Origin of the sequence: Sphaerisporangium flaviroseum (genome assembly GCF_039537005.1) — a bacterium.
Classification (GTDB): domain Bacteria; phylum Actinomycetota; class Actinomycetes; order Streptosporangiales; family Streptosporangiaceae; genus Sphaerisporangium; species Sphaerisporangium flaviroseum.
Map to the genome: position 1 here is coordinate 249,352 of NZ_BAAAZR010000001.1, position 17,882 is coordinate 267,233.

Annotated in this window: 18 protein-coding genes and 1 tRNA gene; 11 read left to right on the top strand and 8 right to left on the bottom strand. The window is 69.1% G+C overall.

What is annotated here, in order from left to right; genetic code table 11:
• Positions 1 to 132: 132 nt before the first annotated feature.
• Positions 133 to 438 (bottom strand): hypothetical protein, encoded by a 306-nt coding sequence (locus ABD810_RS01230; RefSeq protein ID WP_344933119.1) that lies wholly within the window; start codon positions 436 to 438, stop codon positions 133 to 135.
• Between the two features lie 70 nt (positions 439 to 508).
• Here ABD810_RS01230 and ABD810_RS01235 point away from each other — a divergent pair, with 70 nt between their 5' ends.
• The 4 genes from ABD810_RS01235 (at position 509) to ABD810_RS01250 (ending at position 2,923) form a co-directional block, all read left to right on the top strand.
• A complete protein-coding gene (locus tag ABD810_RS01235; RefSeq protein ID WP_344933121.1) occupies positions 509 to 973 on the top strand; it encodes a M15 family metallopeptidase in 465 nt (154 codons plus the stop codon).
• A gap of 173 nt (positions 974 to 1,146) precedes the next feature.
• Complete coding sequence (locus ABD810_RS01240) at positions 1,147 to 1,773, top strand: hypothetical protein (RefSeq protein ID WP_344933123.1); 627 nt, start codon at positions 1,147 to 1,149, stop codon at positions 1,771 to 1,773.
• Positions 1,770 to 2,363, top strand: a complete 594-nt coding sequence (locus ABD810_RS01245) for a hypothetical protein (protein WP_344933125.1) — start codon at positions 1,770 to 1,772, stop codon at positions 2,361 to 2,363. The genes ABD810_RS01240 and ABD810_RS01245 overlap by 4 nt, the downstream gene beginning before the upstream one ends.
• Positions 2,360 to 2,923, top strand: a complete 564-nt coding sequence (locus ABD810_RS01250; RefSeq protein WP_344933127.1) for a hypothetical protein — start codon at positions 2,360 to 2,362, stop codon at positions 2,921 to 2,923. Before ABD810_RS01245 ends, ABD810_RS01250 begins: the two co-directional genes overlap by 4 nt.
• A gap of 16 nt (positions 2,924 to 2,939) precedes the next feature.
• Here the strand turns inward: ABD810_RS01250 and ABD810_RS01255 are convergent, their stop codons facing one another.
• Positions 2,940 to 4,184, bottom strand: a complete 1,245-nt coding sequence (locus tag ABD810_RS01255; RefSeq protein ID WP_344933129.1) for a hypothetical protein — start codon at positions 4,182 to 4,184, stop codon at positions 2,940 to 2,942.
• Positions 4,185 to 4,245: 61 nt separating this feature from the next.
• Here ABD810_RS01255 and ABD810_RS01260 point away from each other — a divergent pair, with 61 nt between their 5' ends.
• From ABD810_RS01260 to ABD810_RS01275, 4 genes are all read left to right on the top strand, one after another.
• The gene (locus tag ABD810_RS01260; RefSeq protein WP_344933131.1) at positions 4,246 to 5,166 is read left to right on the top strand and encodes an NUDIX hydrolase; all 921 of its coding nucleotides are present in this window, start codon (positions 4,246 to 4,248) and stop codon (positions 5,164 to 5,166) included.
• A 143-nt stretch (positions 5,167 to 5,309) separates the two neighbouring features.
• Positions 5,310 to 6,338, top strand: coding sequence for a permease (locus tag ABD810_RS01265; protein WP_425566831.1), 1,029 nt, complete (start codon positions 5,310 to 5,312; stop codon positions 6,336 to 6,338).
• Between the two features lie 5 nt (positions 6,339 to 6,343).
• Positions 6,344 to 7,093 (top strand): TIGR03943 family putative permease subunit, encoded by a 750-nt coding sequence (locus ABD810_RS01270; RefSeq protein ID WP_344935347.1) that lies wholly within the window; start codon positions 6,344 to 6,346, stop codon positions 7,091 to 7,093.
• A 149-nt stretch (positions 7,094 to 7,242) separates the two neighbouring features.
• Positions 7,243 to 7,332, top strand: a tRNA-Ser gene (locus ABD810_RS01275).
• A gap of 15 nt (positions 7,333 to 7,347) precedes the next feature.
• On the opposite strand, the gene ABD810_RS01280 is transcribed toward ABD810_RS01275, so the two are convergent.
• Positions 7,348 to 9,798: a nucleotide-binding protein gene (locus ABD810_RS01280; protein ID WP_344933135.1), complete on the bottom strand. Its 2,451-nt coding sequence runs from the start codon at positions 9,796 to 9,798 to the stop codon at positions 7,348 to 7,350.
• Positions 9,799 to 9,912: 114 nt separating this feature from the next.
• Here ABD810_RS01280 and ABD810_RS01285 point away from each other — a divergent pair, with 114 nt between their 5' ends.
• Both ABD810_RS01285 and ABD810_RS01290 read left to right on the top strand, forming a co-directional pair.
• A complete protein-coding gene (locus tag ABD810_RS01285; protein WP_344933137.1) occupies positions 9,913 to 10,869 on the top strand; it encodes an NAD(P)H-quinone oxidoreductase in 957 nt (318 codons plus the stop codon).
• A gap of 15 nt (positions 10,870 to 10,884) precedes the next feature.
• Entirely contained in the window at positions 10,885 to 11,403 is a 519-nt protein-coding gene (locus tag ABD810_RS01290; protein WP_344933139.1) for a bacterial proteasome activator family protein, read from the top strand.
• On the opposite strand, the gene ABD810_RS01295 is transcribed toward ABD810_RS01290, so the two are convergent.
• Positions 11,394 to 12,185 (bottom strand): HAD family hydrolase, encoded by a 792-nt coding sequence (locus ABD810_RS01295; protein ID WP_344933141.1) that lies wholly within the window; start codon positions 12,183 to 12,185, stop codon positions 11,394 to 11,396. The genes ABD810_RS01290 and ABD810_RS01295 overlap by 10 nt on opposite strands.
• Before the next feature lie 238 nt (positions 12,186 to 12,423).
• On the opposite strand from ABD810_RS01295, the gene ABD810_RS01300 reads away from it, so the two are divergent.
• Complete coding sequence (locus tag ABD810_RS01300) at positions 12,424 to 12,627, top strand: cold-shock protein (RefSeq protein WP_189164413.1); 204 nt, start codon at positions 12,424 to 12,426, stop codon at positions 12,625 to 12,627.
• Between the two features lie 162 nt (positions 12,628 to 12,789).
• Here the strand turns inward: ABD810_RS01300 and serS are convergent, their stop codons facing one another.
• From serS to ABD810_RS01320, 4 genes are all read right to left on the bottom strand, one after another.
• Positions 12,790 to 14,052, bottom strand: a complete 1,263-nt coding sequence (serS, locus tag ABD810_RS01305) for a serine--tRNA ligase (protein ID WP_344933150.1) — start codon at positions 14,050 to 14,052, stop codon at positions 12,790 to 12,792.
• Positions 14,053 to 14,113: 61 nt separating this feature from the next.
• Positions 14,114 to 15,034 (bottom strand): prephenate dehydratase, encoded by a 921-nt coding sequence (gene pheA, locus ABD810_RS01310; RefSeq protein ID WP_344933153.1) that lies wholly within the window; start codon positions 15,032 to 15,034, stop codon positions 14,114 to 14,116.
• Between the two features lie 142 nt (positions 15,035 to 15,176).
• Positions 15,177 to 15,584, bottom strand: coding sequence for a DUF4446 family protein (locus ABD810_RS01315; RefSeq protein WP_344933157.1), 408 nt, complete (start codon positions 15,582 to 15,584; stop codon positions 15,177 to 15,179).
• Between the two features lie 77 nt (positions 15,585 to 15,661).
• Entirely contained in the window at positions 15,662 to 17,146 is a 1,485-nt protein-coding gene (locus ABD810_RS01320) for a glycosyltransferase 87 family protein (protein WP_344933159.1), read from the bottom strand.
• Between the last annotated feature and the right edge of the window lie 736 nt (positions 17,147 to 17,882).

Below are 17,882 nucleotides of genomic sequence, written 5' to 3' on the forward strand. Positions count from 1 at the left end.
CGGTCCGAACCCGTGTTCGATCCGATGCCCAAGACTGTAGCGCGCCCTCGAACATGTGCGCGAGGTCTTTCGAGTAAAAGCTCTGATACAGATCTCGTATCGCCCGGTCCCGCCGCCACAGAGGTATTGACATCACAATTGCGTCACGAGCGCGGCCGCGATGGCCTTACCCTGGCGTATGTCCGAGATACGAAAGCTTCGCCACCTGGGCGTTCTCGCCCTGGCCTGCGCGTCGGCCGCCGTCACCGCATGCGGCGGCGCAGGCTCCGGCGTCGTGGCGGAACCCGCGCCGACCTCGGGTCCGCCCTCGGTGTCGCCGCCATCCGGCGAAGGCTCCTCCTCACCATCCGGCGAGGCTTCCTCGTCGCCGTCGCGGCAGACGCCGAGCGCCGCTCCGTCGAGGCCGCCCGCCTTCTCCGCCAAGATCTCCGAGGTCACGGCCGGGCAGCTCAAGCATTCATGGCGGCCCGGCTGCCCGGTCTCCCCGGAGAGCCTGCGCAAGGTCACGATGACGTACTGGGGCTTCGACAAGAAGCCGCACACCGGGGAGCTGATCGTCAACCGCGCGGTCACCGGCGACGTGACCGCGGTGTTCCGGCAGTTGTACGACTGGCGGTTCCCGATCGCCCGCATGGAGCCGATCGACGTCTACAAGGGCAGCGACTTCGATTCGATCGAGGCCGACAACACCTCGGCGTTCAACTGCCGCAGGACCACCGGCGGCAGTAGCTGGTCCAAGCACTCGTACGGCAGGGCCATCGACATCGATCCCCGGGAGAACCCGTGGGTCGAGCCCGATGGTTCGGTCGCGCATGAGAACGCGAAGCGGTTCGCCGAACGGCCGCTGCGCAAGCCCGGCGTCATCAACCCGGACGACCGCGTGGTCCGGCTGTTCGAGAAGTACGGCTGGGAATGGGGCGGCTACTTCAACGGCGCCAAGGACTACCAGCACTTCGCCAAGGGCGGAGGGTGACACCGGCCCGCTTCTGACGGACTTCGATGGCTCGTCCGTCAAGGGCGTATGCCCAGCCGGTGGCGGCCATGCTTCACGCTCGCACCATGATCCCTTGGCACGAAAACGCCTTGGTCGTTCAGAACAGCGATTAGACCGCTTTCGAGGGCTCCTGCCCGATATGATCCCTGGCCGTGACCACTCCGGACCCACCCCCCGGACGGACGGAGTCACTTCGGGGACCGATACGGCCGTGGATTCTCCTCACGGCCATTCTCTTCGCGCTGGCCACGGTTCTGGCGCTCGCGTGGCCGGCCGGTGGCCTGCGAGAGTTCACGCCGGAGACCCCGCACCGCCGGCTGGGCGAGCCGATCACGGGCCACCGGCTGGCGATGAAGCCGTACAAGGTGTCTTTCCTGGCCAAGGACCCCGCGCCCTCGCTCGGTGACGCCAAGCCCGGCCGCTTCCTGGCGATCGAGCTCGAGGTGACGAACGTCAGCCACCAGACCGCCACCGTCTCGGACCTGGCACTGAACCTGCGCCTAACGGTCTCACCGAGCGGCGCGACGATCGACAGGTTCCGGGACAAGGTCGCCGGTTTCGTCATCCGCGACGGCCGGTTCGACCGTGACCAGCTCCAGCCGGGCCTGACGGAACGGGTGATGATCGTCTATACCGTGCCCGTCCCCCTTCCCGATCCGACCCATCTCACGATGACCGTCATAGACAAGGAGTACGTCGGCGGATTCCAGTCGGACCTGTCCGAGTGGTACGACGTGGACGATCCGCTGGCGATCTACGACCTGGACGTGGGCCGGTGAAACGCGCCATCGTCAGCGTGCTCACCGGCGTGGTGCTGCTGGCGGGGATCCTCGGGGTGCGGCGTGCCGATCCCGACGGCGACCGGAAGTACGAGCCGATCGCGACCTCCGGCGTGATGGGCCAGCAGGTCAACACGACCACCTTCCAGCTCCGCGTGGACCGCGTCGAGCTCGCGGGGTCGGTGCGGATCCTCGACAGTTACGGGCTGCTCGGCACGACGAAGACCACGGCGGGGATCTGGGTGGTCGTCTGGGCCACCGTCGCGGCGACCACCGAGGAGTTCCAGATGCAGGGCGCGAGGTTGCGCACCACCGACGGCGTGGAGTACCTCACAAGCACCGTGCAAGGCACCTTGGACAAGACCGCCCTCCAACCCGGCATCCCGGCGTACGGCCCGATCTTGTTCGAGATCCCCCGTGACAAGCTCGCGGGCGCCGTCCTCAGGGTCACGAGGCACGGGACCAAGGGGGGTCTCGACCATCTTGGCCCCGCGGTGGACGTCGACCTCGGCCTTTCCGGTTCGTACGCGAAGAGCCTCGTGCAGAGGACGCCGGCACTGCTGACCGTCGATCAGGTGCGTGAGCTGTGAACTGGCGCAGGAACCTTGGATACGGCCTCGGGCTGCTGGCCCTGATCCCCGCCGTGGTCGCCGCCGAGGTGCTGCCGTGGCGGGAGAAGTACGAGTTCCTCACCGGCAAAGGCGGGCAGGAGGCCGTCGCGGCCCACGGGCAGGGCGCCCGGGTCAACGGCATGGAGTGGCGCCTGAAAAGCATCACCGAAGGCGAACTCCAGGAGGAGTTCTCCCGCCCGCTTCCCCCTCGTACGAAGATCGCTGTTGTCGTGATCTCTGTGAAGCCGCTGACCGACCAGGGCGGCAAGTGGTTCGTCACCGACGGCACCTGCAAGATCGCCGCGACGGACAAGGCGGGACGGATCTGGCAGCCGTCGTTCAGGAACGACCTGGCCCCCAAGAGCCCACATTCCCCCACGTGCCGGGCGTTCGACGCCAACTACAACATGGTGCCTTTGCCTGTCGGCAAGGAGCTGACGATCCAGACCGAGTACGTGGTCCCCGCGGACGCCTTCCCGACCCTGGGGGTCCAGATCCGCCTCACCCCGAACCCGGCGACGGTACGGCTCAACCCGTAGACCGGGCCCCGCACGCTCAGGTCTGCGCCACCGGCGCCGCCGCGGTCCTGGCGGCAGTCCGCGCGGAGGCGCGCCGCAGGGCCAGGTCGAAGGTGACGGCCAGCAGGCAGACGCGGAGCACCTCGTGCAGGAGGCTCAGGGGGTAGACCACGGCGCCCTCCCACATCTGCCACCACAGGACCTCGTGCGGCCCGATCAGCCTGGTGAGGGCGATGAACCCGACGGACGACAGCGCCTCCAGCGTGACGTACACCAGGCAGAAGGTCAGATAGAGCAGAGGGCCACCGCTCAGGACTAGGCGGAAGCCGTTGGCCAGCGGGACGTACTTGTCGCGGAATCCCCGGGAGAAGAACTCCGCCGCGGCCTGGACGGGACCGGGCAGCCGCCGCCAGACGCCCGAGACCCGCTTCTCGACCCGGGTGCCCTCGATGATCTTCTTTTCCTCGGTCATGGAGGAGCTGTAGACGACGGCCGCTATGGCGAGCCACACCAGCGGCTGCAGGAGGCCGTCCTTCAGATCGGGGAGGTAGGGGGCAAGGACCTCCAGGCCGTGCTTCAGATCCTGCGCCAGGGGCATCCGGTCGAAGAGGCCCATGGTCTCCTCCCACACCACGCGGCTGGTGAGCCAATCGACGCCCACGCCGATCCAGTTGCCCAGCGAGATGATGCCGAAGAACATCCACATGCATTCGAAGAGGCTGTTGGCCACGCCCATGATCCGGTTGCCCCGGGCCCTGTACAGCCGCTCGCACACCACTTTGATCCCGAAGAGCACCGCAGTGATGATCACGACGAGGACGTTGACGTCGAACAGGTCGGTCAGCAGGTTGATCCATTCGAGCGAGATCTCGGGGTGCAGCTCGTTCGACAGCCGCTGGAACGCTTTCAGATCAGCGACGAACAGCCCCCACGCGCTGTAGAAGACCAGGAAGGGCAGCAAGGTGTGGGCGATGGCGTCGACCATCTTGCGCTCGCGCTCATCGATCGTGTGGGCCTCGGCCACCTGGGTGCCAAGTGACCTGCCCGCCATGTTGAGCATCGCGATGTACGCGGTGAGCGTGACCAGCACGCCGAGGCTGAGCACGCCGAACCCCAGGTAGGCGTGCCAGCCCTTGGGCTCGGCGAGGCGCACGGCGAGCAGGATGACCCCTCTGTGTACCAGCACGCCGAGGGAGTAGTAGAACGCAAGAGGCAGGAACAGGCGCCCTGCGAGACGGAACGTGTCGAAGGGCAACCGGACCGGAGAGAGGGAACCGTCCATCGCGGATGGATCGTAGCGAACCCGGAGACTGCGGTTGCGGTCATTAGGGCAGGATGGATTCATGGCGGCGAGGGACGGTGACGGCTGGGCGCTGTGCGGGCGGGGCCACACCCACTGGGGTGTGCACGGCGCGTCCGGGCTCCTGGCCGTCCACTACGACCCCGGCGGTACGCCGCACATCCTCATGCAGAAGCGGGCCTTGTGGAGCCATCACGGGGGCACGTGGGGCCTTCCCGGCGGCGCCCTCGACAGCCACGAGGACGCCGTGACCGGCGCGATGCGGGAGGCACTGGAAGAGGCCGCCCTGCGGGGTGAGGGCCTGCGCGTCCTCGGCGTCTACACCGACGATCACGGCGGATGGTCGTTCCAGACCGTCATCGCGGAGGCGGACGCCCTCTTCCCCGCAGCCCCGGCGAACGGCGAGAGCACCGACATGCGATGGCTGCCGGTCGACCAGATCTCCGGTGAGATGTGGCGGGCCGCCGACGAGGTCGCCGAGGAGGCCCTGCATCCGGGCTTCGCCGAGACCTGGCCGGACATCAAGTCGGCGCTTCCCCCCTCCGTGGTCGTCATCGACGCGGCCAACGTCGTCGGCGCGCGTGCCGAGCACGGCTGGTGGCGCGACCGGGCCGGGGCGACACGACGTCTGCTCGAAGACGTCGAGGACGCGGTCCAGCACGGCCTTCGCCCTCCGGAAGGGTTTCCCGCTCCGGATATGTGGTTCCCCCGGGTGCTCATGATCGTCGAGGGGGCCGCGAAGGGGGTCCGCTCGGACGGCCGCGTGACCGTGATCGAGGCACCCGGAAGCGGCGACGACGCGATCGTAGAGACGGTCCGTGAGATCCGGGAGACCAGGCCGTGGGAGCGGGTGCTGGTGGTCACCGCCGATCGCGAGCTCCGCCGGCGGGTGAGGGAACTCGGCGCGGAGGTAACCGGTCCAGGTTGGCTACTTGGGCAACTCCGACCAAGGGGACGGGTGTAGCGTCAAGACGTCGAACGGCCCTGCGCCCACCCTTCCACGCAGATCCGTCAATATCGTGAAATACCCCAAGATGTCGAACATCCTCAACACCCACGCTTCAGCGCAGACCCGTCAATACCGTGAGATACCCCCTTAAATCACCTATGAGCGACCGAATCACACTCGACTGGACCGCTGAGCCTGACAGTCCCGTTCCACCGCCGACGTGGGGACGGCGAGCTCCCGAGGCACAGGTCCTCCCCTGGGTGTTCGCAGCCCTGGTGGGTTTCCTGGCGCTCGGCAACTTCGTGCTCTCACCGCATCTCACCGCACCGGCGCTGCGTACGTGGTCCACGATCTTCGTGGCGATCTGCGTGCAGGCCATTCCGTTCCTCGTGTTCGGCGTGGCGCTGTCCGCGGCGATCAGGACGTTCGTACCGCCGTCGTTCTGGAACCGCGTGCTGCCGCGGCAGCCGTACGCCGCCGTGCCCGTCGCGGGCGTGGCCGGTCTCGTGCTGCCCGGATGCGAGTGCGCGTCGGTGCCGGTGGCGTCGGGCCTGATGTCCCGAGGGGTGACTCCGGCCGCGGCGCTGGCCTTCCTGCTCGCGTCTCCCGCCATCAACCCCGTCGTGCTCGTGGCGACCGCCGTGGCCTTCCCCGGCCAGCCGCTCATGGTCGTCGCCCGCTTCGCCGCCTCCCTCGCCGTCGCCGTGCTGGCCGGGTGGATATGGCAGTTGCTGGGCCGCCCCGGATGGCTGCGCATCCCTTCGAGCGCCGCCTACGACGGCCCGTCTCGGTGGGCGTCGTTCCTGGCGGCGATGCGGCACGACTTCCTGCACGCCGGCGGGTTCCTGGTCATCGGCGGGCTCACCGCGGCGACGCTGAACGTGGTGGTCCCCCGGGCTTGGCTCTCATCCGTCGCCGACATTCCCTGGCTGTCGATTCTGGTCCTCGCGGTGCTGGCGGTCATCCTGTCGATCTGCTCCGAGGCCGACGCCTTCGTGGCCGCGTCGCTCACGGCCTTCTCTCCGACGGCCAAGCTGGCCTTCCTGGTCGTGGGGCCCATGGTCGACCTGAAACTGATCGCGTTGCAGGCGGGAACGTTCGGCCGGGGTTTCGCGGCGCGGTTCGTCCCGCTGACGTTCGCGCTCGCCATCGCGGTCAGCGTGCTGGTGGGATGGGTGATCCTGTGAACCGTATGGCCCAGGGCCTGGTGATGACCCTGCTGGGCGGGGCGATCCTCCGCGTGTCGGCGCTGTCGACCATTTACGTCAACTACGTCAAGCCGGGCTTCCGGCCGCTGCTCATCGCGGCGGGCCTGGTCATCTTCGCGCTTGGGGTGCTCGGCCTGATCCAGGAGTGGCGCAGGCCGTACGCGCCGGCGAGACAGGCCGGTGGCCCGCCGGGTCCCGAGCGGCCGCATGGGTCGTCGGCGGGCCACGACCACTCCCACGGGCCTCGGGTGGCCTGGCTGCTCTGCCTGCCGGTGATCGCCATCTTCCTGATCGCCCCGCCCGCTCTCGGGTCGTTCGCCGCCGAGCGGGACGAGTCGCCCCAGCCGCGCCCGACGGCGCTCGACGCGTACGGCGCCCTCGCGAAGGACGGGCCCACGGCCATGCCGCTCGGCGAGTTCATCGGCCGCGCGTGGGGCGACGCGAACCGCTCGCTCGAAGGCCGGCAGGTCAGGCTGACCGGCTTCGCGGTCCCGTCCAAGAAGAAGGGCCAGTGGTACCTCACCCGCATGCAACTGCGGTGCTGTGCCGCCGACGCCTTCCCCCTGAAGGTGACCGTGCTGGGGGTGCCCGCGCCTCGCGACGACACCTGGGTCGAGGTCACGGGCGCGTGGGTGCCCACTCCGTACGACAAGCTGCCCAAAGGCACGGTGGCCCCCGAAATGAGGGCCACCGGCCTCACCAAGGTCGCCCAGCCCGACAAGCCGTACGAATGACCGGCCGCGGGCAGGCCCTGGCACCACGGTCCTCGCCGACGCCGAGGAGCGGGGGGCACGCCCTGGCGGGCAAAGGCCTTTTCTCGATCTCGTGGACCGCTACTCGCGCGCGAGCGCCCGCCGGGCGGCGCTATCGTTGGTGTCGCACTGGAGGGTTCGCATAGTGGACGAGTGCAGCCGCCTTGAAAGCGGCCAGGTCGGCGACGGCCTCGTGGGTTCGAATCCCACACCCTCCGCCACCGACCTCCTTCTGGTCAGACCTGCATGCCGCCGAAACCGTCGCCCACGGAGGCCGCCAGCAGCAGGTACGACTCGCGCGTGGCGGGCTGCAGGCGGTCGAGGTCGATCTCGGCCCCCTCCTCCAGGTGAGGGTCGTAGGGCACGCGGATGACGGCGCGGCAGCGGGCGGCGAAGTGGGCTTCCAGCCGGTCGAGGTCGACGGTCGACTTCGAGCGGGGCCGCACACTGCACAACACCACCGTCGCGTCCTTGACCAGGTCGGCGTAGTGATGCGCCTCCAGCCAGTCGAGCGTGGCCGACGCCGCCCTCGCGCCGTCGACCGAAGGTGAGCTGACCAGCACCAGCTGGTCGGCCAGGCCGAGGACGCCGGACATCGCGGAGTGCAGCAGGCCGGTGCCGCAGTCGGTGAGGCAGATGGAGTAGAAGTTCTCCAGCACCTGGGCGACCGACTGGTAGTCGGCGGCGCTGAACGCCTCCGACACCGAGGGGTCACGGTCGGAGGCCAGGATCTCCAGCCGCGAGGGCGCCTGCGAGGTGAACGCCCTTATGTCCACATATCGCTTGATCTGCTGCCGCTCGTTGAGCAGGTCGCGTACGGTCGCCGACGTCTCCAGCTCCACCTTGTCCGACAGGGTTCCCCGGTCGGGGTTGGCGTCCACGGCGATCACCCGGTCTCCGCGCACGGACGCCAGCGTCGCGCCGAGGCCCACCGTCGTGGTGGTCTTGCCGACGCCGCCCTTGAGGCTGAGCACGGCCACCCGGTGGTGCCCGGTCGCGACGGGCGTGCGCGCCCGCGAAAGAAGCTCGCGGCGGCGGCGCACCTCGGGCGAGTCGCCTGGTTTGATCAACCCGGCGGACGCCTTGAAGATCAGCTTGCGCCAGCCGCCCGCGGGAGCGTTCCTGCGCCCACGGAGCAGGGACACCGGGTCGAGGCTGTCGGCGGTCGGCCTGACCCCGGCCGCCCCCTTGGCGCCCGCCTGGCGGGTGGGCGCCCCGAAGGCCGGCTGGAGGGACTGGGCGGCCGGAGGCGACTGCCTGCGGCGCGGCCGGTACGGCTCGCGCTCCTCTGGCGCCTTCTCCTGGGTCACCGGGTTGGCGGCCGGCGTGGGGGCGGCCTGGGAGGCGCGAACGCCCTGTGCGGGGGCGGCCAAGGGAGCACGAGCGGCGGGGGACGGGGAACCATCCGGAGCCTTGGACTCACCGGCGGCGGGCACGGGTGGCCGCTTCGCGGGCGGGGCCGCCTTCTCGGTCACCGGCTCGTACAGCGGGTGCTCCACGCGAGGCACGACGACGTCCTCGGTCTCGGTGCCCGTGACGAAGGCGTTGAAGCGTTCCTGCTCGGGGTCGGCCTCGCCGGGCTCCGCCGCCGGAAGCGCGGCCTCCAGCCAGCCGCGCACGGGCTGGTCCCCGGTCGCGTCGGGCTCCGGCTCGTCGTAGGACTTGGCGCCTTCGAACGACTTGGCTCCTTCGTAGGACTTGGCGCCTTCGAACGACTTGGCGCCTTCGTACGACTTCGTGGCCTCGTACGACGCGGCGGGCTCGCCCTTGCTCGTGCCGAGCGGCTCTCGGGTGCCCCAGCCGGAGGTCGCCTTGCTCGGAGGCTCCTCGGCCAGCGAGCCGAAGGTGAAGCTGTCGGTGTCCTCGCTGACGGGCTGCTTCCCGGAGGGACCTGATGGTGAGGGGCCCGTCGAGGGACCCGCTTCGCCCAAGACGCCGCCGGAGGGGGAAGAGCCTGGACGCTCCCCGAAAGCGCCCGTGCCGGAGGAGGGGCGACGCTCCCCGAAGGCTCCGAACCCGCCGCCTGACGGTGCCGGCGGCTCACCGAACGCGCCGGTGCCGGACCCCTCCGAACGCTCACCGAACGCGCCCGACCCGGAACCGGCGGGGCGCTCACCGAACGCACCCGACCCGGAACCGGCGGGGCGCTCACCGAACGCGCCCGACCCGGAAGCGGCCGGGCGCTCGCCGGACGCACCGGCGCCGGAAGCCGCTGGACGCTCGCCGAACGCACCCGGCGCGGATCCTGCCGGGCGTTCGCCGAACGCACTGCCTCCGGATGGAGAGGTGTCGGAGCGGGAGAGCGGCTCGGACGGCGCGGTGATGGGCGCGGAGAAGGCGCCCGTGTGACCACCGGCCGTCGGGACCTCGCCCTGCTTGCCCCACCGGTCGAGGGTCTCGGGCGCGAGCGGATGGGCCTCCGCCGGCTCACCCGTGGCCCGCTCGACCGTGTCATCAGGCTGCGTGGTGCTGTGCAGGGGGTCGCCCGCGGCCCGGAACAGCGGCGACGCCGCTGCCGGGGTCTCCGTCGGCACCATGGCCCATGGGTCCTTGGGATATGGCGAGACGACGGTGTCGTCCGCGGTGACGGTCACCGGGACGGGCGCCTCCTCGTTCTCCTTGATCGCGTCGAGCCAGGCCAGCTGCTCTTCAAGGGAATGAGGATCCTCACGATCGTGTCTTGCCACCGTGTTCCCCCTCGGGACTGGGCTAAAGGGGCAGCAAATAGAATGAAGATTACCGCCCGCAATCACGACCAACGTGGTCAACCGCCGACTTGGCTACCCGGATACTTTGGTCACATGCGCGCGATCGTTGTTTCCGGGCCGGGTGGACCTGAGGTGCTGGAGTGGCGTGAGGTGCCAGAACCTCGCCCCACACGGGGAGAAGTGCTGATCGAGGTGACCGCTGCAGGGGTCAACCGCGCCGATCTGATGCAACGGCAGGGTCTCTATCCTCCTCCCCCCGGCGCCTCGGAAATCCTCGGCCTCGAATGCTCAGGAGTGGTCGCCGAGGTCGGCGAGGACGTCGTGGGGTTCGCACCCGGGGACGAGGTGTGCGCGCTGCTGGCCGGCGGCGGCTACGCCGAGAGGGTCGCCGTGCCCTGGGAGCAGGTGCTGCCCGCGCCCTCCGGGACCACGCTCACCGAGGCGGGCGGGCTGCCCGAGGTCACGTGCACCGTATGGTCCAACGTCTTCATGACGGCTCGGCTGCGGCGCGGGGAGACGGTTCTCGTCCACGGTGGCGCGAGCGGGATCGGCACCTGCGCCATCCAGCTGGCCAAGGCGCTCGGCTCTCACGTGATCGTCACGGTGGGGACGGCCGAGAAGGCCGCGCGCTGCCTGGAGCTCGGAGCGGACGAGGCGATCAACTACCGCGAGGAGGACTTCGCCGAGAAGGTCAGGGCCGACGTGGTGCTCGACATCATGGGCGCGAAGTACCTGCGGCAGAACGTCTCCGTGCTCAAGACCGGCGGGCGGCTGGTGGTCATCGGGCTGCAGGGGGGCGCCAGGGGAGAGCTGGATCTGGGGCAGTTGCTGGCGAAACGGGCCTCGGTCCACGCGACCGGCCTCCGCAACCGGCCGGTCCCGGAGAAGGGCGTCATCGTGCGGGGAGTCGGCGAGAACGTGTGGCCCTTGGTGAACGCGGGAGCCGTCCGGCCGATCGTCCACGCGGTGGTCCCGATGGCCGAAGCGGCGGAGGCGCACCGGATCCTCGAATCCGGTGAGCACATCGGGAAAGTCCTGTTGGCCAGGTGAGCTAGGTTGAATGTCATGAATGCTGAGGAGAGCACCCCACATATCGTGGTCGTGGGCCCCGATGGCCTGACCGTCGAGGGGGACAACGGCGAGCCCGAGGAGCGCTCGGTCGCCGAGTTGGTCGAGCAACCTGCGAAGGTGATGCGGATCGGCAGCATGATCCGCCAGCTTCTGGAGGAGGTGCGCGCTGCGCCTCTGGACGAGGCGAGCCGCAAGCGCCTGAAGGACATCCACCAGAGCTCCATAAAGGAGCTTGAGGACGGCCTCGCGCCCGAGCTGGTCGATGAGCTGGAACGGCTGTCCCTGCCTTTCACAGGTGGTGACGACAGCGCCCCACCGAGCGACGCCGAGCTCCGCGTGGCGCACGCGCAGTTGGTGGGATGGCTGGAAGGCCTCTTCCACGGCATCCAGACCACGCTGTTCGCCCAGCAGATGGCCGCCCGTGCCCAGTTGGAGCAGATGCGGCGCGCCCTGCCGGGTGGCCTGTCGCAGGAGGAGCACCCGCCGCAACGCGCTTCCGGGCCCTACCTGTAGCGACTGGTCAGCCGTACAGCTTCTCCAGGACGATCGCGACCCCGTCTTCGTCGTTGGGCCAACACGTCTGGATGGGCGTTGGCCACGGCGTACGACGTGCCGGCCCAGCCGAGCATGGGCAGGTCGTTGGGCATGTCCCCGAATGCCACCACCTCATGCGCGCTGATCAGATGACGCCGGGCGAGCGTGGCCAGCGCCGACGCCTTCGTCACGCCTTGGGCGCTCATCTCGATCAGAGCCCTGCCACTGGAGTGGGTGGTGGTCAGCAGGTCTCCGACCACCTCCTCGACGAGCAGGTGGAGCAGATCGGGATCCATGCTGTGGTGAAAGGCCAGCAGCTTGGCGCAGGGCTGCGAGGTGAGCGTCGAGGAGCCCACCCGAAGCCCTGAGACCTCCCTGCTGTCCCAGCCGCCGAGCCTGAACCCGCTCTCGTGGGCGAACCCGCCTTCGTACTCCACGGAGAAGCTCAACTCGGGGAGCCGGTCGCGCAGGCGGCTCACCGCCTCGGACAGCACCTCAGGGCCGATGAGATGCGACTCGACGATCTGCTTGTTGTGCAGGTCGTACACGAGCGCCCCGTTGGCGCAGATGGCGAGCCCGCGGTGCCGCACGGCTCCGGCCACGTTGCCCATCCATCGGGGCGGCCTGCCGGTGACGAACACCAGGACCGCGCCCGCCTGCTCGACGAGCGCGAACGCGGCCGCCATACGTGGCGAAACGGTGCCGTCCGACCGCAGGGCGGTGCCGTCCAGGTCTGTGGCGACGAGTCTGGGGCTGACCATAACAAGCTCTAGTTTGCCCTGTGTTGGGACCGGGACCCGCGTCAGCCCAGAGAGTAAAAGAATCTCGCCGGGAGAGGGTAACAAAGGCGCCCCGATGGTGTTAGATGTGGTGGCGTTGTATTAGCTGAACCCGATGTGCAGAACCAGCTTGACTGTCTGAGCGGCCCCGGGAAGCTGTGCGACACAACCCGGGGTTCGCGAGGTGTGAGCCCCAAGATCAATTGCAGGGAGAGCTTTAATGGCTCAGGGAACCGTCAAGTGGTTCAACGCCGAGAAGGGCTACGGATTCATCGCGCCGGACGGTGACGCTCCGGATGTCTTCGTGCACTTCTCCGAGATCGTCGGCAACGGCTACCGCAGCCTCGAAGACGGCCAGCGCGTCGAGTTCGAGGTCACGCAGGGACAGAAGGGCCCGCAGGCCTCACAGGTCCGCGCCGTCTGACCACTGACACACAGAAGGCGGGGCTCACATCAGGGTGAGCCCCGCCTTCATGTCTTGTACCTGCCGGCCGTCCTGACAAAGTCGGACATACGTAACGGATAGGGTCGGAGTAAGACGCTTATCCCCATTGAGGGATAAGCAGCTATCTAAGCCGATAAACGCCTACTTGACAGGCTCTAGGACGTCCAGTCCGACAAAGGGGCGCAGCGCCTTGGGCACGACCACCGAACCGTCGGCCTGCTGGTGGTTCTCCAGGATGGCCACGATCCAGCGTGTGGTGGCCAAGGTGCCGTTGAGCGTGGCGACGTGGCGGGGCTTCTCGTCGGTGTCCCTGTAGCGCACGGCGAGCCGCCTGGCCTGGAACTCCGTGCAGTTGGACGTCGACGTCAGCTCCAGATAACGGTTCTGCGTCGGAAGCCACGCCTCGCAGTCGAACTTCCTGGCGGCGCTCGACCCGAGGTCGCCCGCCGCCGTGTCGATCACGCGGTACGGGAGCTCCACCTTGGCCAGCATCTCCTTCTCCCACTCGAGAAGGCGGGCGTGCTCCTCACGCGCGTCCTCGGGGCGGCAGTAGGAGAACATCTCGACCTTGTCGAACTGGTGCACCCGGATGATGCCGCGCGTGTCCTTGCCGTACGACCCCGCCTCGCGCCGGAAGCACGACGACCACCCGGCATAGCGGATCGGAAGCGACTTGCCGTCGAGGATCTCGTCGGCGTGGTAGGCGGCCATGGGCGCCTCGGAGGTGCCGACGAGGTAGAGGTCGTCGGCCTCCAGCCGGTAGACCTCTGAAGCGTGGGCTCCCAGGAAGCCGGTGCCGGCCATCGCCTCGGGCTTGAGCAGCACCGGGGTGATCATCGGGGAGAAGCCGGCCTCGATCGCCTGCTGCATGGCCATGTTGAGCAGGCCGAGCTGCAGCCGGGCCCCCGCACCGGTCAGGAAGAAGAACCGGGCTCCCGAGACCTTGGCCCCGCGCTCGGTGTCGATCGCCCCGAGCATCTCGCCGAGCTCCAGATGGTCTCGGGGAGTGAAGTCGAACCGAGGCTTCTCGCCGACCTCCTCAAGGACGACGTAATCGTCCTCCCCGCCGACCGGGGCGCCCTCGTCGATGACGTTGGGGACGCCCATCAGCAGCCCGTCGAGCTCCTTGGCCAGCTTCTCGGCCTCGGCCTCGGCGCCCTTCACGCCGGCGGCGAGCTCCTTGGCCCGCGCGAGGTGCGCGGCCCGCTCGTCGCCGGACGACGTGGACACCGACTTGCCGATGCTCTTCTGCTCGGCGCGCAGCGACTCGTAGCCGGTCAGCGCGCTTCTGCGCCGCTCATCCAGGTCGAGCAGCGTGTCGACGACGGAGTCGTCCTCACCGCGGGCGCGCTGCGACGCCCGCAGCCGGTCGGGGTCCTCACGAAGGGTACGCAGGTCAATCACGTAACAAGGCTACCGATGTCCGACCGGCACTCGCGCGCCTATTGGCCCCCTATGTGATCCGTTACACCTGACCGGTGCGAATCCTGGTCAGCCAGGAGGCGGCCTCGGCGAAGTCGGGGTCGGCGGTGCCCCTCTTGAGCTGCGGCGACAACCGGTCGGCTCGGGGGTAGCTGCCGAGGAAGCGCACATCGTCGGACAGCCTGCGCAGGCCCGAAAGAGCCTCGCCGACACGGGCCTCACCGACATGGCCCTCGGCGTCGAAGTGGAAGAAATAGCGCCCGATGCCCTCACCGGTCGGACGCGACTCGATGCGGGTCAGGTTGACGCCGCGCCCCGCGAACTCGCTCAGCATCTCCAGCAGCGCGCCCGGGTGGTCGTCGCGGAGGAAGGCCACCAAGGAGGTGCGGTCGGCCCCGGTGGGCTCGGGCAGCGGCCCGGGACGGGAGACCCGTACGAACCTCGTTACGGTGTCGTCGCGGTCGCCCATACGCGACGCCAGCTCGACGAGGCCGTAGTGCTCTCCCGCTATGGCCGGCCCGATGGCCGCGTCGTACGGCGAGCCGGGGACGGACACCTCCTGCGCGGCGGCGGCCGTCGACGGCGCGGCGACCACCACGGCGTCGGGAAGCTCACGGGCGAGGAAGTTGCGGCACTGGGTGATCGCGGCGGGGTGGGTGAACACCCGCTTGATGTGCGGCATCTCGGTGCCGGGCCGTACGAGCAGGGAGAACTCGACGGGGAGCAGCAGCTCGGCGGTGATCAGCAGGGGGTCGCCCCAGGCGAGCTCGTCGAGGGTCACGGTGATCGCGCCCTCCACCGAGTTCTCCAGGGGGACGACGGCGGCGTCGGCCTCGCCACTTCGCGCGGCGTCCAGCGCGGCCGTGACATTGGCACAGGGCAGGCGCTCGGAATCCGGTGCGAGGATCCGCAGGGCCGCTTCGCAGAAGGTGCCCTCGGGTCCGAGGTAGGCGAGTTTCGGCATACCAGCAGGCTACCGGCCCTCGGCCCCCAGCTACCCGGCATATTTACGGCTTGCGCTGAAATATCGGCAAACCCCTAAAGCAATCCGCCTCATCCCCCTACCCATTCTGCTCACCCGCCTCGTCGTTGCGTGGGGACGTCGGCTAGTGCCAGTGGGCTTGCGGGACGACGTCGGGGCCGATGCCGAGCCGGGCGGCGCGGACCGCCTGCTCCTCCTCGGGAGACAGAGGCTGGATTCCCCGGCCGCCGCGCACCGGCCGGACGTACGTGCGCGTTTCGGTGCGGCCGTTGATCGAGGTCAGGACGATGCCGTCACCGAGCCCGTTGATGAGCGCCACCGAGAACGACAGCCTGCCGGTCATCTCCGCCAAGGCGTCGTAGCGGAACACCGCCACGTCGCGGATGGCCTTCACGTCCACCATTCCGCCTCCCGCACACCGCCGGCCGAGCATGTCGAGGCAGTCCTCGACCGCGCTCCGGGCGCTGCGCAGGGCCAGCAGGCCGATCGCCACGCCGGTCATACCGGCGATCCCGCCGACCAACGCGATCACAGTCCCCACCACACGACCGAGGGTAATCAATCGATCACAATGGCGCGGGGTAATGCCTGTGCTCCACCTGTTCTTCGTCAATCCCCCGCGATCAGACCACCAGGACGGCCGGTGGTGGTCGCCGGCCCTGGGGTGGGCCGGGGATCGGGGGTCGTTGTACGGCCGGCGGCGGATGGGGCCGCCGGGGTGGCGGGCGTACGACCCGTCGCGGCGCGCGAGTCGCTCGTACGGCGGGCGAGCAGCCATACGAGACCGATGGCGCCCAGCCCGAAGGCGTCCTGGACGATCCTTCCCGCGACAGGGCTGAGCACGGGGATCTCCGCGGCGCGTAGCGAGACTCCCCACCAGGGGATCGGCAGCACGTAGTAGAGCCAGACACCCGCGGGAACCCAGAGCCACGCCGACTCACGCAATCGCTGCCGTACCGATGCCGAATCAGCCGATCCGCCAGATCTGGCTGATCTGTCTGATCCGCCTGATCCAGTGACTTCAGCGGCTTCACCGGCTTTGGCGTTGAGGCGGGAGCCGGTGAGGGCGGCGAGGACGACGACGATCCAGGCGAGATGGTGGATCCATGCGACCGGGGAGATCAACACGGCCATGAGACCGGTCAGCGCCACCGCCGTCATGCGATCGCCCCGGAGCAGAGCCCGGCGGGCGTGGCGGAAGCCGTACCAGCCGACGACGGCGATCAGCACGAGCCAGAGCGCCGAGGTGAGCAGGTCGGGCAGATAGAGGCGGAGCAGCATTCCACGGATCGACTGATTGGTCGTGGAGGTGTTGGAGCCTACGCGCTCGGAGTCCAGCAGGGCGGAGAACCAGAAGCCGGCCGCGTCGCGCGGGATCACCACAAAGGGAAGCAGCGTTAGAAGCGTTGTGGTGAAGGCCGCCATGGCGAAGGTCTTCCGCTGTTCTGGAAGCCCATCCTTTCCGAACCCGGTGATCAGCAGATATATCAGGAAGACACCGGGGGTGAGCTTGACCGCCGTGGCCAGCCCGATCAGCATGCCGCGCGGCCACCAGGGCCTTCGGGCGACGCAGTCGACCAGGCAGAGCATCACCAGGAGGATGTCCACCTGGCCGAACCGGACCTGGTCCCTGATCGGCATGAGATACATGCACGCGGTCGTGAGCACGCCGAACAACACGGGCACCACCCACGCGTTCGGCCGTGGCCGGGTGCCGCGGCGGAAATCGACGGACGTGGCCTGTCCGGCACGCGCGAGAAGCTCCCGGAAGCCGTACCAGACGGTCATGGCGAGGCAGATCAGGACGCCCACCGTCCACACCCACTGAGCCACCGGCCAGGACATCGCCGCCAGGGGCGTGGCCAGGAGCGCGGCGATCGGCGGATAGGTGAACGGGAGCAGTTGCGGCGCCGGCGTGATCGCGTCGTAGACCGGGAACCCTCGTAGGATGCTCTCGCCACCGGTGCGGTAGACGTCCAGGTCGACCAGGCGCTGATCCGCGGGGTTGGTCAGCCAGTGGCTCACCAACGGGACGGCCGCCACGCCGATGATCACCAAGGCGAGCGGCCAGGTCCACCACCGCCGCCCGGTCACGGGCTCCTCACCAGTCCTCACGACCTGGCAGGCTACCGCCTACCCTCCCCGACCTCCTCTCCACCCGATCCCCCCGCCACCGCCGCGGACAGCGAGGGCCGGGAGTTCCGGCCATGGCCCTCAGAGCAAACCCGCCACCACCAGCGTGAAAGCCAAGGCCCCCACAATCGTCGCTGCGGACGCCGCGTCGGCTGCCATGACTCTCAGTCGGCTGCCATGACTCTCAAGGCGTGCGCCGCCACCAGGCGGAAGCGAGACCCCGTTCGCTCTTGTGTGCACTATCCACAGCCCGTCGGCGTGGGGAGCCGGGGGTCTGGGTTCTGGCTATGGTTTCCAGGGCGAAGTCGTCGGCAGAGGGTGGAAGTGAGGTTCCCGGTGCACGAGCGGGGGTTCCAGCGGCGGGCCGGGGCGTGGTTCCGGTCCTGGGTGGCGCCCGCGTGTGCCCTCGGAGCGGCTCTTCTCTGCTTGCACGAGCGGGGGTTCCAGCGGCGGGCCCGGGCGTGGTTCCGGTCCTGGGCGGCGCCGGCGTGTGCCCTCGGAGCGGCTCTTCTCTGCTTGCACGAGCGGGGGTTCCAGCGGCGGGCCGGCGCATGGTTCCGGTCCTGGGTGGCGCCCGCGTGTGCCCTCGGAGCGGCTCTTCTCTGCATCGGGGCGGTTGGAGGTTCCGCTGCGGTGGCCGGCGTCGGGGTGGGGATGGCCGGGGGTGTGCATAGTGCTCCGGCCAAGATGGTGGTGC